The following is a 14,336-nucleotide window of genomic DNA, read 5'->3' as shown; positions in this document are numbered from 1 at the left end:
GGGGTTGTGCCGCGCATGCTTTATCGGGTTCTTTTTTTTCTGTTTTTCGGTTTGATACCGACGTCATGGGCGTGGGCGGCGCCGGTACAACAGCTCTTCGACGACTGGCTGGTCACCTGCAATAATCAGAATTTCTGCGTCGCTCGCAACGTTGGTCTGCATCACGGACTGGTTATGACTCTCAGCCGTAGCGCCGGCGCCGTCACGGATGCCAGCCTGCGCATTGAGCTGGGCGGTATCGGTAACCCGGTTGCCGCCCTGGCGCCAATCGCTCCTCGCCTTTTGCTTGATGGTAAACCGCTGGCGTTGACCGATAAACACTGGCAGGTTGCGGATAAGCTGCTCAAAACCGGGGATAGCGTGACGATCGATGCTTTTCTCCAGCAGGTGCAGGAGGGGCAGGCGATCACCCTGGTTAACGGGCTGCAAAGCATTTCTCTGCAAGGACTGAAAGCCGCGTTGCTGTTTATCGATAGCCATCAAAAGCGTGTCGGCAGTGAAACCGCGTGGGTAGGGAAGGGCGAAGAGCCGCCGCTTAGCGTACCGCCGGCACCTGCGCTGCGGGCGGTTGGCAAAGTCGATCTCTCGCAATCACCGCTCAGTCGGGAGGAGCTCAATGACCTGATGGATTACGGCAACGAGCGGATGAACAATAGCGCCTGTTCGCTGGACCCTTTCCGCCGCGAGATTCGGGTTACCGCGTTGACGGATGAGAAGGTGTTACTGATGGTCAGCTGCGAAGCCGGGGCGTACAACACTATCTGGCTGGCCTGGCTGGTGTCGCGCCAGCAGCCGTATGTGGCCCGCCAGGTTCGTCTGACGCTGCCCTTCCAGCCGCCGGGCAATGCGGCGCGTGATATTGAGCTGATTAATGCCAGTATTGATGAGCGACGTCACGAGCTGGTGACTCTGGATAAAGGGCGCGGCCCCGGCGATTGCGGGGTTCAGACCCGCTGGCGCTATGATGGCCAGCGGTTTAGCCTGGTTCGCTATGCGCAGCAGCCGCAGTGTGATAACTGGCAGGGGCCAGATGCCTGGCCCACGCTATGGGTTACCCGTTACATATTTCATCCGCGAGACTGACGATATGCTCGACGGTGAAGCCAAAGAACGGGAAGAGCTTATCCGCCGGCGCCGATTCACCGTAGCTTCTCATTCCCACGATGGCGCCTTTCAGCCCGACATATTTATACCAGTAGTCGGCGATACCGGCCTCAACGGCAATTCTGGCGCTGACGTTAGCCGGAAGAACCGATTCCCGATATGCCGCATCTTGCGCATCGAAAACATCGGTTGAAGGCAGGGAGACTACCCGCACGTTAACACCTTTGGCGAGCAGCTTTTCCGCCGCCAGCACGGTTATCTCCACTTCGGAGCCGGTGGCTATCAGGATTAAATCTGGTTTGCCCCCCGCATCTTTCAGCACATAGCCGCCGCGGGCAATATCCTGTACCTGTTGCGGCGTCCGAGCCATTTGCGCCAGATTTTGCCGCGACAGTATCAGCGCGGTGGGGCCGGTTTGTCGTTCAATCGCCGCCTGCCACGCGACCGCCGTTTCGACCTGATCGCAGGGGCGCCAGGTGCTGAAGTTCGGCGTCAGTCGCAGACTGGCCAGCTGTTCGACCGCCTGATGAGTGGGGCCATCTTCCCCTAACCCAATCGAGTCATGGGTATAGACCATTATCTGTCTGGCTTTCATCAACGCCGCCATTCGCGCTGCGTTACGCGCATATTCGACAAACATCAGGAAGGTGGAGGTATAGGGGATAAAGCCGCCGTGGAGAGCAATGCCGTTGCCGATCGCCGTCATGCCGAACTCGCGTACGCCATAATGAATATAGTTACCCGCCATATCCTCTTTGATGGATGTTGATCCGGACCAGATGGTGAGGTTGCTCGGCGCCAGATCGGCCGATCCGCCCAGCAGTTCCGGCAGGAGCGGGCCATAGGCGTTCAGGGCATTTTGCGACGCTTTACGGCTGGCAATTTTCGCCGGCTCGGCCTGCAGTTGCGCGATATAATCGTGCGCCGCATCGCTCCAGTTCGCCGGCAGCGCGCCGTCCATTCTGCGTTTTAGCTCCGCCGCCAGTTCAGGATACTGCTGCTGATAAGCGGCGAACCGCTGATTCCACGTCTGTTCTGCCTGCTCGCCGCGCGGCCGGGCGTCCCATTGCTGATAAATCTCTTTGGGGATCTCAAACGGTGGATATTTCCAGCCCAGCTTCTCGCGGGTTAACGCCACCTCTTTTTCCCCCAGCGCTGCGCCGTGGGACTCTTCCGAACCGGCTTTATTCGGTGAGCCATAGCCGATCACGGTTCGGCAGATGATCAGCGAAGGTTTATCCGTGACGCTTTGCGCCTCGAGAATCGCCTGTTTCACTGCCTGCGGGTCGTGGCCGTCAATATCGCCAATCACGTGCCAGTGATAGGCCCGAAAGCGCGCGGCGGTATCGTCGGTGAACCAGCCGTCGGTTTTACCATCGATTGAGATGCCGTTATGGTCATAGAAGCCGATGAGCTTACCGAGACCCAGCGTCCCCGCCAGCGAACTGGCTTCGTGGGAGATCCCCTCCATCAGACAGCCATCGCCCATAAACACCCAGGTATAGTGATCGACAATGTCGTGGCCGGGACGGTTAAACTGCGCCGCCAGCGTGCGCTCGGCAATCGCCATGCCGACGGCGTTGGCCAGCCCCTGGCCAAGCGGGCCGGTGGTTGTCTCGACGCCGGGAGTATAGCCGTGTTCCGGGTGGCCGGGCGTTTTCGAATGGAGCTGGCGAAAGTTTTTCAATTCGGACAGCGGCAGATCGTAGCCGGTCAGATGCAGCAGGCTATACAACAGCATCGACGCATGACCGTTAGAGAGCACAAAGCGGTCACGATCATACCAGTGCGGATTCTCCGGATTGTGTTTAAGGAAATCATTCCACAGGACTTCGGCGATATCCGCCATCCCCATCGGGGCGCCGGGGTGGCCGGAGTTGGCTTTCTGTACGGCGTCCATGCTCAGGGCGCGAATGGCGTTGGCAAGTTCTCTTCGGGACATAATGGACTCCTGAAACAAGATGTTGCATGAGTTTTTGTTGATTGTTTGTCGAGGTGTTTATCGGGTGGATAACTAAAAAGCATAGCAGACGGGACTATCATTGCTTTCGAAATCAGGTTACATAAATGTTATAAATCGATAACAAATATACCATTGCGATGGCGAGAGTTTGGCGGCGTTCAAAGTTTGAAAAGCCGTCAGGCGAGATACTATGCGCCACCTTAGGGTGGGCACCAGGATAGTCATTACGCACACCCCCTACGACCGATACGTGAAAGGAACAATAAAATGGATGAGCAGTTGAAACAAAGCGCCCTCGATTTCCATGAGTTTCCCGTTCCCGGGAAAATTCAGGTTGTCCCTACCAAGCCTCTGGCCACCCAGCGCGATCTGGCGCTGGCCTACTCGCCAGGCGTGGCGGCACCTTGTCTGGAAATCGAGAAAGATCCGCTGGCCGCCTACAAATATACCGCCCGTGGCAACCTGGTGGCCGTTGTCTCCAACGGCACCGCGGTGCTGGGACTGGGGAATATTGGTGCGCTAGCCGGTAAGCCGGTGATGGAAGGCAAGGGCGTTTTGTTTAAAAAATTCGCCGGGATTGATGTGTTCGATATCGAAGTCGATGAGCTGAATCCGGATAAATTTATCGATGTCGTGGCGGCGCTGGAGCCCACCTTCGGCGGCATCAACCTCGAAGACATCAAAGCGCCAGAGTGTTTCTACATCGAGCAAAAGCTGCGCGAGCGCATGAACATTCCTGTGTTCCATGACGATCAGCACGGCACGGCCATTATCAGCACCGCGGCGATTATTAACGGCCTGCGGGTGGTTGAGAAGAATCTTTCCGACGTTCGGATGGTGGTATCCGGCGCGGGCGCGGCGGCGATTGCCTGCATGAATTTGCTGGTGGCGCTGGGGATGCAGAAACACAATATCGTGGTCTGCGACTCCAAAGGCGTTATCTATAAAGACCGTGAGCCCCATATGGCAGAGACCAAGGCGGCCTACGCGGTAGAAGATGACGGCAAACGCACTCTGGACGATGTGATTGACGGGGCGGATATTTTCCTCGGCTGTTCAGGCCCGAAAGTGCTGACGCCGGAGATGGTGAAAAAAATGGCCCGCGCGCCGCTGATCCTCGCCCTGGCTAACCCGGAACCGGAGATTCTGCCGCCGCTGGCGAAGCAGGTCCGCGAAGATGCCATCATCTGCACCGGGCGCTCTGACTACCCGAACCAGGTCAACAACGTGCTGTGCTTCCCGTTCATTTTCCGCGGGGCGCTGGACGTTGGCGCTACGGCGATTAACGAAGAGATGAAGCTGGCTGCGGTCCACGCGATAGCTGAACTGGCGCATGCCGAGCAGAGCGAAGTGGTCGCCTCTGCCTACGGCGATCAGGATCTGAGCTTTGGTCCGGAATATATCATTCCAAAACCGTTCGATCCGCGCCTGATCGTCAAGATCGCGCCGGCGGTCGCCAAAGCGGCGATGGACTCCGGCGTCGCCACGCGTCCGATTGCCGACTTCGACGCCTATATTGAGAAGCTCAGCGAGTTTGTCTACAAAACCAACCTGTTCATGAAGCCAATTTTCTCCCAGGCGCGCAAAGAGCCTAAGCGCGTTGTGCTGGCGGAAGGCGAAGAGACGCGCGTCCTGCACGCCACACAGGAGCTGGTATCGCTGGGGCTGGCAAAACCGATTTTGATCGGTCGTCCGAGCGTGATTGAAATGCGCATCCAGAAGCTGGGGCTGCAGATCAAAGCCGGCGTGGATTTTGAGATCGTCAATAACGAATCCGATCCGCGCTTTAAAGAGTACTGGGGCGAGTATTACCAGATCATGAAACGCCGCGGCGTGACTCAGGAGCAGGCCCAGCGGGCGGTGATTGCCAATACGACGGTCATTGGCGCAATCATGGTGCACCGTGGCGAGGCGGATGCCATGATCTGCGGCACCATCGGCGACTACCATGAGCATTATGGGGTCGTTCAGCCGCTGTTTGGCTACCGTGACGGCGTCAGCACCGCGGGGGCCATGAATGCGCTGCTGCTGCCAAGCGGAAACACCTTTATCGCCGACACCTACGTCAATAACGATCCTACGCCGGAGCAGCTGGCGGAAATTACGCTGATGGCGGCGGAAAGCGTCCGTCGTTTTGGTATTGAGCCGCGCGTGGCGCTGCTGTCGCACTCCAACTTCGGTTCCTCTGACTGCCCGTCTGCAAGCAAAATGCGCGAAGCGCTGGAGCGGGTGAAAGCGCTGGCGCCGGATCTGATGATCGATGGTGAAATGCACGGCGATGCTGCGCTGGTGGAAAGTATTCGCCATGAGCGGATGCCGGACAGTCCGCTGAAAGGTTCGGCTAACATTCTGGTGATGCCGAATATGGAAGCCGCGCGCATTAGCTATAACCTGCTGCGCGTCTCCAGTTCGGAAGGGGTGACCGTCGGACCGGTGCTGATGGGAGTGGCGAAGCCGGTGCATATTCTGACGCCTATCGCTTCCGTGCGTCGCATCGTCAATATGGTCGCGCTGGCGGTGGTCGAGGCTCAGACTCAGCCGCTGTAAGGGATTTGTCGGGTGGCGCTGCGCTAACCCGACCTACGGGATAGCGTAGGCCGGGCAAGCGGAGGCGCCGCCCGGCATTAAATCCATTCGCGAACCTGAATAAACTCACTCAGGGCAGCCTCAGGGCTGCCTTCTTCCGGCCGGTAGTCATACTCCCAGCGCACCAGCGGCGGCATCGACATCAGAATCGACTCCGTGCGCCCGCCGGTCTGCAGGCCAAACAGCGTCCCGCGATCCCACACCAGATTGAACTCCACGTAGCGGCCGCGACGATAGAGCTGAAACTGACGCTCCCGCTCGCCATATGGCGTGGCTTTGCGCCGCTCAACGATCGGCAGATACGCATCGGTGTAGCCATTGCCAACGGCCTGCATAAAGCTGAAGCAGTGGTCAAAGTCCGGGGTATTCAAATCGTCAAAGAACAGGCCGCCAATTCCGCGCTGCTCGTGACGATGCTTCAGATAGAAGTAGTCATCGCACCATTTTTTATAGCGCGGATAAACCTCTGCGCCGAAGGGCTGGCACAGATCGTGAGCCGTGCGATGCCAGTGAACCGCATCCTCCTCAAAGCCGTAGAAGGGCGTCAGGTCAAACCCGCCGCCGAACCACCACACCGGCTCTGCGCCGGGCTTCTCAGCAATGAAAAAACGCACGTTGGCATGGCTGGTCGGCACATAGGGATTCCACGGATGTACCACCAGAGAAACCCCCATCGCCTCAAAGCTGCGACCGGCCAGTTCCGGGCGATGCGCCGTTGCCGAAGCCGGCATGGCGTCGCCGTGAACGTGGGAGAAGTTTACGCCCGCCTGCTCAAACACGCCGCCATCGCGCAGAACCCGGCTGCGACCGCCGCCGCCGCCTTCGCGCTGCCAGCTGTCTTCGACAAATTCACCGCCGTCAATGGCGCTCAGTTTCTGGCAAATGGTCTCCTGGAGCTGGAGGAGATAGCGTTTTACCTGTTGCGCGTCGGGCTTCATTTACGTCTCTTCGAGTGGGCCTTCTGGTTATCGAACCAGTGGAAATAGCTGATGATGCCGGACGCGATCGCGCTGGCGATTTTTTGCCGGAACGCGGTGGTACCTAACAGTTTTTCTTCGCCCGGGTTGGTGATAAATGAGGTTTCAACCAGTACGGACGGGATTGACGGCGACTTCAATACCACGAAGGCGGCCTGTTCAGTGTTACGGCTATGCAGCTTATGCACCGGCTTAATATTTTTCAGGATATGCGAACCCAGCGTCAGGCTGTTTTTAATGGTATCGGTCTGCACCAGGTCAAACAGCACCTGCTGCAAAAGATGGTCCTTGGCCGTGGCTTTTTTACCGGCGACCTCATCGGCGCGGTTTTCGCGATCGGAGAGGTATTTCGCCATCGCGCTACTCGCACCGCGGTTGGAGAGGGCAAATACCGACGCGCCGGCCGCGCTGGGGTTGGTAAAGCCATCGGCGTGAATCGACATAAAAAGATCGGCGCCGTGCTGGTGGGCAATTTCCACGCGGTCGTACAGCGGGATAAAGGTATCGCCAGAACGCGTCAGGCGCGCGTCAATACCGTTATTGCGCAGAATGCTGCGTACGTTTTTGGCAATCGCCAGTACGACATGCTTCTCTTTTGAACCGTTGTGACCGATAGCGCCGGTATCAATACCGCCATGGCCCGGGTCGAGCATAACGATGCGCTTCGCGCCCGCCTTTTTCGCCGCGGGTTTACTGTGGCCGTTGGACGTCGTCAGCGGCTGTTCTTTTGCGATGACCTGCGATGAAACCCCGGAAAGGGTCATGGCAGCCAGTCCTGCTTTCAGCACCTGGCGGCGCGAAGCAAGTATTTTTAATGGTTTAAAAGTGCTCATTCGGCCTGAATTGCAAACAAGTGGTACCTGGTGTTATATCGTATCGCGTTTTCCGTTACGACCATTCAAAACAAGAATTGTTTTACTTTTCATTTCAATACATGACAGTGCGTATTATGTCATTTTTTCCACTTCATTTCGCCTGATATTGGCTATCCGCTGAAATCGCGCCATAATCGCTGTTTTTAAGCTTGAAAAATGGGGAATACCATGGAGATACGCGTTTTTCGCCAGCAAGATTTTGAAGAAGTGATTACGCTGTGGGAGCGCTGCGAGCTTCTGCGCCCGTGGAATGACCCGGAAATGGACATTGAGCGTAAAGTTAACCACGATGTCAGCCTGTTTCTCGTCGCGGAAGTAAATGGCGAGGTGGTTGGCACGGTGATGGGCGGCTATGACGGTCATCGCGGTTCCGCCTACTACCTGGGCGTGCATCCGGAATATCGCGGGCGTGGTATCGCCAATGCGCTGCTGAACCGGCTGGAAAAAAAGCTGATTGCTCGCGGCTGCCCGAAAATTAACATCATGGTTCGCGATGATAATGAGGTGGTGCAGGGGATGTATGAACGGCTTGGTTACGAATATGCCGATATCCTGAGTCTGGGTAAACGTTTGATTGAAGATGAAGAATACTGAGTTTATCCCTTCTGATTTCGATGCCCACGGCCGGCTCAGGCTACCGTTTCTGTTCTGGTGCGTACTGCTGCTGCAGGCGCGAACCTGGGTGCTGTTCATTATGGCGGGGGCCTCCCGCCAGCAGGGCGATGTGTTATTGAACCTGTTCTATCCCGATCACGATAATTTCTGGCTAGGATTATTGCCGGGTATCCCGGCGGTACTGGCGTTTATCGTCAGCGGGCAGCGGCAGCGTTTTCCCCGTCTCTGGCCGCTAATGCGCTGGCTGCTGGTGCTGTCGCAGACGCTGCTGCTGCTCTGGCAGCCGCTGTTATGGCTGAGCGGCGAGTCACCTTCGATGCTGACTATCGGCCTGCTGATCGCCGATCTCTATGCCTTCTGGTGGCTGTTAGCCAGCCGTCGACTCAAAGCTTGTTTTCAGGAAGATCGGGTTTAACGGCACTTTTTGCCGATCCTGCACTCCAACAGGCGTCAAATAAACAAGAAAGGATCGAGTCATGAAATCGCTACGTTTGCTTCTCTGCGCGTTACCGCTGGCATTAACCGGCTGCTCCACTATGAGTGCGGTTAACTGGTCAGCGGCCTACCCATGGAACTGGTTTGGTTCCTCAATGGAAGTGACCGAGCAGGGCGTGGGTAAACTAACGGCCACAACGCCGCTGAATGAACAGGCCATCAGCGATGCGCTGGGCGGGAGCTATCGTCTGCGCAGCGGCATGAAAGCGGCCAACGGTAATATCGTGCGCTACTTTGAGGCGCTGAAAGATGACAAGGTCGCGATGACCATTAACGGCGACGGCGGCACCATCAACCGTATCGAAGTGCGGGATAGCGAGATTAAAACGGACCGCGGCGTTCAGGTCGGCACTCCGTTTAGCGAGCTGTACAGCAAAGCCTTTGGTCATTGTCAAAAAGGCGCAAATGATAATGGTGCCGTGGTGGAGTGCCAGGCGGACGGTAGTCAGCATATCAGCTACGCCTTTACCGGCCACTGGAATGGTCCGGAAGAGCTGATGCCTTCCGACGACACGCTGAAAAACTGGAAGGTCAGCAAAATTATCTGGCGCGGCTAATTTGATCTGAACGGACACGGCACAGGGAAAAAACGGGTACAATAGCGCGATAAAAGTGCCACAGTGTTGTGGTTGTATCATTTCAGGAGGAGCGATGTCTCAGGTTCAGAGCGGCATTTTGCCGGAACATTGCCGTGCGGCGATTTGGATTGAAGCCAATGTCAAAGGGGACGTCAACGCCCTGCGCGAAGCCAGCAAAGTCTTTATTGATAAATTAGCGACCTTTCAAACGCAATTTCCGGACGCACAGCTGGGCGCCGTGGTGGCTTTTGGCAATAACGTCTGGCGTGAGCTGAGCGGCGGTGTGGGTGCCGAAGAGCTTAAAGATTTCCCGGTATACGGCAAGGGCCTGGCGCCGTCTACCCAGTATGATGTCCTGATTCATATCCTCTCCGCGCGTCATGAGGTGAACTTCTCCGTTGCTCAGGCAGCCATGGCGGCCTTTGGCGATGTGATTGAGGTGAAAGAAGAGGTTCACGGTTTCCGCTGGATTGAAGAGCGTGACCTGAGCGGTTTCGTCGACGGCACGGAAAACCCGGCCGGTCTTGAGACCCGCCGTGAAGTGGCGATCATCAAAGATGGCGTGGATGCCGGCGGCAGCTATGTCTTCGTTCAGCGCTGGGAGCATAACCTCAAGCAGTTGAATCGCATGAGCGTTCCGGACCAGGAGATGATGATTGGCCGGACCAAAGAAGCCAATGAAGAGATTGATGGCGACGATCGTCCGGCAACCTCACACCTGAGTCGCGTCGACTTAAAAGAGGATGGCAAAGGGCTGAAGATTGTTCGTCAGAGCCTGCCTTACGGCACCGCCAGCGGCACTCATGGCCTCTATTTCTGTGCGTACTGCGCACGTATCCATAACATTGAACAGCAGCTGCTGAGCATGTTTGGCGATACCGACGGCAAACGTGATGCCATGCTGCGCTTTACCAAACCCGTGACCGGCGGCTACTACTTTGCTCCGTCACTGGATCGTCTCCAGGCGCTGTAATCTCCGGGTTGACACTGCCCCTCTTCCACTCGGGAGAGGGCAGATAACTTTCTCCCAGTCTGACGACCACGTTCGGCTTAACCCCTTGTTCTCCCTGACCTCCTGCTCCGCCCCATAGAGGGAAAATCACGCCGAAAACCCGTCTCCACAATGGTTTGTAAACGGCTTATTCTCTTTTCGACTTCCAAATCGCCAAACGGTATATAAAACCGTTACTCCTTTCATCCTCGTTATAAATATTATGGCTATAAGAAAGTCATCAAACTGATAAGGGTGCGCAATGGCGGTTAAATCACTGAACAAAGGATATCTGGCACTGGCTGCTTCGATGCTGCTGGTTGCGCAGGCGCAGGCGACTGAGCTGCTGAACAGCTCTTATGATGTCTCCCGCGAGCTGTTTGCCGCCCTTAATCCGCCGTTTGAACAGCAGTGGGCGAAAGATAATGCCGGCGATAAGCTGACGATCAAACAATCTCATGCCGGTTCGTCGAAACAGGCGCTGGCCATATTGCAGGGCTTAAAAGCCGATGTGGTGACCTATAACCAGGTGACGGATGTACAGATCCTGCATGACAAAGGCAACTTGATTCCCGCCGACTGGCAAAGCCGGCTGCCGAACAACAGCTCGCCGTTCTACTCCACCATGGCGTTTCTGGTGCGTAAGGGGAACCCGAAGAATATTCATGAGTGGAGCGATCTGGTGCGCCCGGACGTGAAGCTGATTTTCCCGAATCCGAAAACGTCCGGTAACGCGCGCTATACCTATCTGGCTGCATGGGGAGCCGCAGATAAAGCCGACGGCGGCGATAAAGCGAAAACCGAGCAGTTTATGACCCAGTTCCTGAAAAACGTCGAAGTATTTGATACCGGCGGCCGCGGCGCGACTACGACCTTCGTTGAACGTGGGCTCGGCGACGTCCTGATTACCTTCGAATCGGAAGTGAACAATATTCGCAAGCAGTATGAAGACCAGGGCTTCGAAGTGGTAGTGCCGAAGGTCAATATTCTGGCGGAGTTCCCGGTCGCCTGGGTGGACAAAAACGTCAAGGCCAACGGAACCGAGAAGGCGGCGAAGGCTTACCTGAACTGGCTCTATAGCCCTCAGGCGCAGACGATCATTACCGACTATTACTATCGTGTGAACAACCCGAAGGTGATGGAGACGCTGAAGGATAAATTCCCGCAGACCGAACTGTTCCGCGTCGAAGATCAGTTTGGCTCCTGGCCGCAGGTAATGAAAACCCACTTTGTCAGCGGCGGTGAGCTGGACAAACTGCTGGCGGCGGGGCGTAAGTAATGTTTGCTGCTGCATCTAAGCGCGTGCTGCCGGGCTTTACCCTGAGCCTCGGCACCAGCCTGCTGTTTGTCTGCTTGATTTTACTGCTCCCCCTGAGTGCGCTGGTGATGCAGCTGGCGCAGATGACCTGGGGTCAGTACTGGGAAGTAGTGACTAACCCGCAGGTGGTGGCGGCCTACAAAGTCACGCTGCTGTCGGCGTTTGTCGCCTCAATTTTTAATGGCGTGTTTGGCCTGCTGATGGCCTGGATTCTGACGCGCTATCGCTTTCCGGGCCGGACGCTGCTCGATGCGCTGATGGACCTGCCGTTTGCTCTGCCGACGGCAGTCGCCGGCCTGACCCTCGCGTCACTGTTTTCAGTCAACGGCTTTTACGGCGAGTGGCTGGCGAAGTTTGATATCAAGGTGACCTATACCTGGCTCGGTATCGCGGTCGCCATGGCGTTTACCAGTATTCCTTTCGTGGTCCGGACGGTTCAGCCGGTACTTGAAGAGCTGGGGCCGGAATATGAAGAAGCGGCGGAAACGCTGGGCGCCACGCGCCTGCAGAGCTTCCGTAAAGTGGTGCTGCCTGAGCTCTCTCCGGCGCTGCTGGCCGGGATCGCGCTGTCATTTACGCGTAGCCTTGGCGAGTTTGGCGCGGTGATTTTCATCGCCGGCAACATCGCATGGAAAACCGAGGTCACTTCCCTGATGATTTTCGTGCGCCTGCAGGAGTTTGATTACCCGGCGGCGAGCGCGATTGCGTCGGTGATCCTGGCGGCTTCGCTGCTGCTGCTGTTTTCCATCAACACCCTGCAAAGTCGCTTTGGTCGACGTGTGGTAGGTCACTAATGGCGGAAGTTACTCAATTGAAGCGTTACGATGCTCCCCGCATCAACTGGGGGAAATGGTTTCTGATTGGCACCGGAATATTGGTTTCCGCTTTCATTCTGATCGTGCCGATGGTCTATATCTTCGTCCAGGCCTTCAGCAAAGGGCTGATGCCGGTACTGCAAAACCTGGCTAACCCGGACATGCTGCACGCAATCTGGCTGACGGTGATGATTGCGCTGATTACCGTACCGGTTAACCTGGTTTTCGGTACTCTGCTGGCGTGGCTGGTAACGCGTTTTAACTTCCCTGGCCGCCAGCTGCTGCTGACGCTGCTGGATATTCCTTTTGCCGTCTCGCCGGTGGTGGCGGGGCTGGTCTATCTGTTGTTCTACGGTTCCAACGGCCCGCTCGGCGGCTGGCTGGACGCGCATAACCTGCAAATCATGTTTGCCTGGCCGGGAATGGTGCTGGCCACCATTTTTGTCACCTGTCCATTTGTGGTGCGCGAGCTGGTTCCGGTGATGATCAGTCAGGGCAGTAATGAAGATGAAGCGGCGATCCTGCTCGGCGCGTCCGGCTGGCAGATGTTCCGCCGGGTGACTCTGCCGAATATCCGTTGGGCGCTGTTATACGGCGTGGTGCTGACCAACGCTCGCGCTATCGGGGAGTTCGGCGCCGTTTCGGTGGTTTCGGGCTCGATTCGCGGTGAAACCCTGTCGCTGCCGCTGCAGATTGAATTGCTGGAGCAGGATTACAATACCGTCGGTTCCTTTACCGCCGCAGCTCTGCTGACGTTAATGGCTATTTTGACTTTGTTTTTAAAGAGTATGTTGCAATGGCGCCTGGCTAATCAGGAAAAACGCGCGCAACTGGAGGGGAATCATGAGCATTGAGATTGTCAATATTAAGAAATCTTTTGGACGCACTCAGGTGCTGAATGATATCTCTCTGGATATCCCTTCCGGACAGATGGTCGCGCTGTTGGGGCCGTCCGGCTCCGGAAAAACCACGCTGCTGCGTATTATTGCTGGTCTGGAGAATCAATCCAGCGGTCATATTCGTTTCCATGGCACCGACGTGAGCCGCGTTCACGCCCGTGACCGTAAAGTGGGCTTCGTCTTCCAGCACTATGCGCTGTTCCGCCATATGACGGTATTTGAGAATATCGCCTTCGGCCTGACGGTGTTGCCGCGTCGTGAACGTCCGAACGCCGCCGGGATCAAAGCGAAAGTCACCCGGCTGTTGGAAATGGTGCAGCTGGCGCATCTTGCCGATCGCTACCCGGCGCAGCTTTCCGGCGGGCAAAAGCAGCGCGTGGCTCTTGCGCGTGCGCTGGCCGTTGAACCGCAGATTCTGTTGCTCGATGAACCCTTCGGTGCGCTGGACGCTCAGGTGCGCAAAGAGCTGCGCCGCTGGCTGCGTCAGCTGCATGAAGAGCTGAAGTTTACCAGCGTGTTTGTGACCCACGATCAGGAAGAGGCGATGGAAGTAGCTGACCGCGTGGTGGTCATGAGCCAGGGCAATATCGAACAGGCCGATGCACCGGAACAGGTCTGGCGTGAACCGTCCACCCGCTTCGTGCTGGAGTTTATGGGCGAAGTTAACCGCCTGAAAGGGATTGTTCGCGGTGGCCAGTTCCATGTCGGTGCGCATCGTTGGCCGTTGGGGTATACCCCGGCGTATCAAGGGCCGGTGGATCTGTTCCTCCGCCCCTGGGAAGTGGATATCAGTCGCCGTACCAGCCTCGATTCACCTCTGCCGGTTCAGGTACTGGAAGCCAGCCCGAAAGGGCACTACACCCAATTAGTTGTTCAGCCATTAGGGTGGTATGACGAACCGCTGACCGTCGTGCTGTCGGGCGATGACGCGCCGTATCGCGGTGAACGGCTGTTTGTCGGCTTACAAAATGCGCGACTCTATAACGGCAATCAGCGGATAGAGCCGCGTGAGGATATTGCTCTGGCGGAGTCAGCCTGATAGTTTATTGAATATGTTTATCGCCCGGTGACGCTGCGCTTACCGGGCCTACAGTTATCACTGCGTCTTGTAGGCCGGGTA

General features: G+C 56.7%; 13 protein-coding genes. 10 read left to right on the top strand and 3 right to left on the bottom strand.

The window, feature by feature from the left end; genetic code table 11:
* The first annotated feature begins 15 nt into the window (after window positions 1–15).
* The gene (locus ROR01S_RS03425; protein WP_015583732.1) at window positions 16–1,083 is read left to right on the top strand and encodes a DUF1176 domain-containing protein; all 1,068 of its coding nucleotides are present in this window, start codon (window positions 16–18) and stop codon (window positions 1,081–1,083) included.
* On the opposite strand, the gene tkt is transcribed toward ROR01S_RS03425, so the two are convergent.
* Window positions 1,052–3,046, bottom strand: coding sequence for a transketolase (gene tkt / locus ROR01S_RS03420; protein WP_004866125.1), 1,995 nt, complete (start codon window positions 3,044–3,046; stop codon window positions 1,052–1,054). The two genes, ROR01S_RS03425 and tkt, sit on opposite strands and share 32 nt — an antisense overlap.
* 288 nt (window positions 3,047–3,334) lie before the next feature.
* Between tkt and maeB the strand changes: the two genes are divergently transcribed.
* Complete coding sequence (gene maeB, locus ROR01S_RS03415; RefSeq protein WP_004866124.1) at window positions 3,335–5,614, top strand: NADP-dependent oxaloacetate-decarboxylating malate dehydrogenase; 2,280 nt, start codon at window positions 3,335–3,337, stop codon at window positions 5,612–5,614.
* A 77-nt stretch (window positions 5,615–5,691) separates the two neighbouring features.
* Here maeB and hemF read toward each other — a convergent pair whose 3' ends face one another.
* Both hemF and amiA read right to left on the bottom strand, forming a co-directional pair.
* The gene (gene hemF, locus ROR01S_RS03410; protein WP_015583733.1) at window positions 5,692–6,591 is read right to left on the bottom strand and encodes an oxygen-dependent coproporphyrinogen oxidase; all 900 of its coding nucleotides are present in this window, start codon (window positions 6,589–6,591) and stop codon (window positions 5,692–5,694) included.
* Entirely contained in the window at window positions 6,588–7,463 is an 876-nt protein-coding gene (gene amiA, locus ROR01S_RS03405; protein WP_015583734.1) for an N-acetylmuramoyl-L-alanine amidase AmiA, read from the bottom strand. The genes hemF and amiA overlap by 4 nt, the downstream gene beginning before the upstream one ends.
* A gap of 210 nt (window positions 7,464–7,673) precedes the next feature.
* Here amiA and ROR01S_RS03400 point away from each other — a divergent pair, with 210 nt between their 5' ends.
* The 8 genes from ROR01S_RS03400 (at window position 7,674) to cysA (ending at window position 14,255) form a co-directional block, all read left to right on the top strand.
* Window positions 7,674–8,099, top strand: a complete 426-nt coding sequence (locus ROR01S_RS03400) for a GNAT family acetyltransferase (RefSeq protein ID WP_004866116.1) — start codon at window positions 7,674–7,676, stop codon at window positions 8,097–8,099.
* Window positions 8,086–8,535 carry a DUF2919 domain-containing protein gene (locus ROR01S_RS03395; RefSeq protein WP_004866113.1) on the top strand — a complete coding sequence of 150 codons (450 nt, stop codon included), beginning with the start codon at window positions 8,086–8,088 and terminating at the stop codon, window positions 8,533–8,535. The genes ROR01S_RS03400 and ROR01S_RS03395 overlap by 14 nt, the downstream gene beginning before the upstream one ends.
* Window positions 8,536–8,596: 61 nt before the next feature.
* Window positions 8,597–9,172: an RpoE-regulated lipoprotein gene (locus tag ROR01S_RS03390; RefSeq protein WP_004866110.1), complete on the top strand. Its 576-nt coding sequence runs from the start codon at window positions 8,597–8,599 to the stop codon at window positions 9,170–9,172.
* A gap of 94 nt (window positions 9,173–9,266) precedes the next feature.
* Window positions 9,267–10,166, top strand: coding sequence for a Dyp-type peroxidase (locus tag ROR01S_RS03385; RefSeq protein WP_004866106.1), 900 nt, complete (start codon window positions 9,267–9,269; stop codon window positions 10,164–10,166).
* A 280-nt stretch (window positions 10,167–10,446) separates the two neighbouring features.
* Entirely contained in the window at window positions 10,447–11,463 is a 1,017-nt protein-coding gene (locus tag ROR01S_RS03380) for a sulfate ABC transporter substrate-binding protein (protein ID WP_004866103.1), read from the top strand.
* Entirely contained in the window at window positions 11,463–12,296 is an 834-nt protein-coding gene (cysT, locus tag ROR01S_RS03375) for a sulfate/thiosulfate ABC transporter permease CysT (RefSeq protein ID WP_004866101.1), read from the top strand. The genes ROR01S_RS03380 and cysT overlap by 1 nt, the downstream gene beginning before the upstream one ends.
* Window positions 12,296–13,171: a sulfate/thiosulfate ABC transporter permease CysW gene (gene cysW, locus ROR01S_RS03370; RefSeq protein ID WP_004866100.1), complete on the top strand. Its 876-nt coding sequence runs from the start codon at window positions 12,296–12,298 to the stop codon at window positions 13,169–13,171. The genes cysT and cysW overlap by 1 nt, the downstream gene beginning before the upstream one ends.
* Entirely contained in the window at window positions 13,161–14,255 is a 1,095-nt protein-coding gene (gene cysA, locus ROR01S_RS03365) for a sulfate/thiosulfate ABC transporter ATP-binding protein CysA (protein WP_004866097.1), read from the top strand. Before cysW ends, cysA begins: the two co-directional genes overlap by 11 nt.
* Window positions 14,256–14,336 lie beyond the last annotated feature (81 nt).

Origin of the sequence: Klebsiella ornithinolytica NBRC 105727 = ATCC 31898 (genome assembly GCF_001598295.1) — a bacterium.
GTDB classification, from domain to species: domain Bacteria; phylum Pseudomonadota; class Gammaproteobacteria; order Enterobacterales; family Enterobacteriaceae; genus Klebsiella; species Klebsiella ornithinolytica.
This window is presented reverse-complemented; position numbering and strand designations above follow the sequence as displayed.

Excerpts from the sequence above, each read along its gene's own strand:
- maeB (WP_004866124.1), top strand. The coding sequence starts at position 3,335 with ATGGATGAGCAGTTGAAACAAAGCGCCCTCGATTTCCATGAGTTTCCC.
- cysT (WP_004866101.1), top strand. The coding sequence starts at position 11,463 with ATGTTTGCTGCTGCATCTAAGCGCGTGCTGCCGGGCTTTACCCTGAGC.
- tkt (WP_004866125.1), bottom strand. The coding sequence starts at position 3,046 with ATGTCCCGAAGAGAACTTGCCAACGCCATTCGCGCCCTGAGCATGGAC.
- cysW (WP_004866100.1), top strand. The coding sequence starts at position 12,296 with ATGGCGGAAGTTACTCAATTGAAGCGTTACGATGCTCCCCGCATCAAC.
- ROR01S_RS03380 (WP_004866103.1), top strand. The coding sequence starts at position 10,447 with ATGGCGGTTAAATCACTGAACAAAGGATATCTGGCACTGGCTGCTTCG.
- cysA (WP_004866097.1), top strand. The coding sequence starts at position 13,161 with ATGAGCATTGAGATTGTCAATATTAAGAAATCTTTTGGACGCACTCAG.
- ROR01S_RS03385 (WP_004866106.1), top strand. The coding sequence starts at position 9,267 with ATGTCTCAGGTTCAGAGCGGCATTTTGCCGGAACATTGCCGTGCGGCG.
- ROR01S_RS03400 (WP_004866116.1), top strand. The coding sequence starts at position 7,674 with ATGGAGATACGCGTTTTTCGCCAGCAAGATTTTGAAGAAGTGATTACG.
- ROR01S_RS03390 (WP_004866110.1), top strand. The coding sequence starts at position 8,597 with ATGAAATCGCTACGTTTGCTTCTCTGCGCGTTACCGCTGGCATTAACC.
- hemF (WP_015583733.1), bottom strand. The coding sequence starts at position 6,591 with ATGAAGCCCGACGCGCAACAGGTAAAACGCTATCTCCTCCAGCTCCAG.
- amiA (WP_015583734.1), bottom strand. The coding sequence starts at position 7,463 with ATGAGCACTTTTAAACCATTAAAAATACTTGCTTCGCGCCGCCAGGTG.
- ROR01S_RS03425 (WP_015583732.1), top strand. The coding sequence starts at position 16 with ATGCTTTATCGGGTTCTTTTTTTTCTGTTTTTCGGTTTGATACCGACG.
- ROR01S_RS03395 (WP_004866113.1), top strand. The coding sequence starts at position 8,086 with ATGAAGAATACTGAGTTTATCCCTTCTGATTTCGATGCCCACGGCCGG.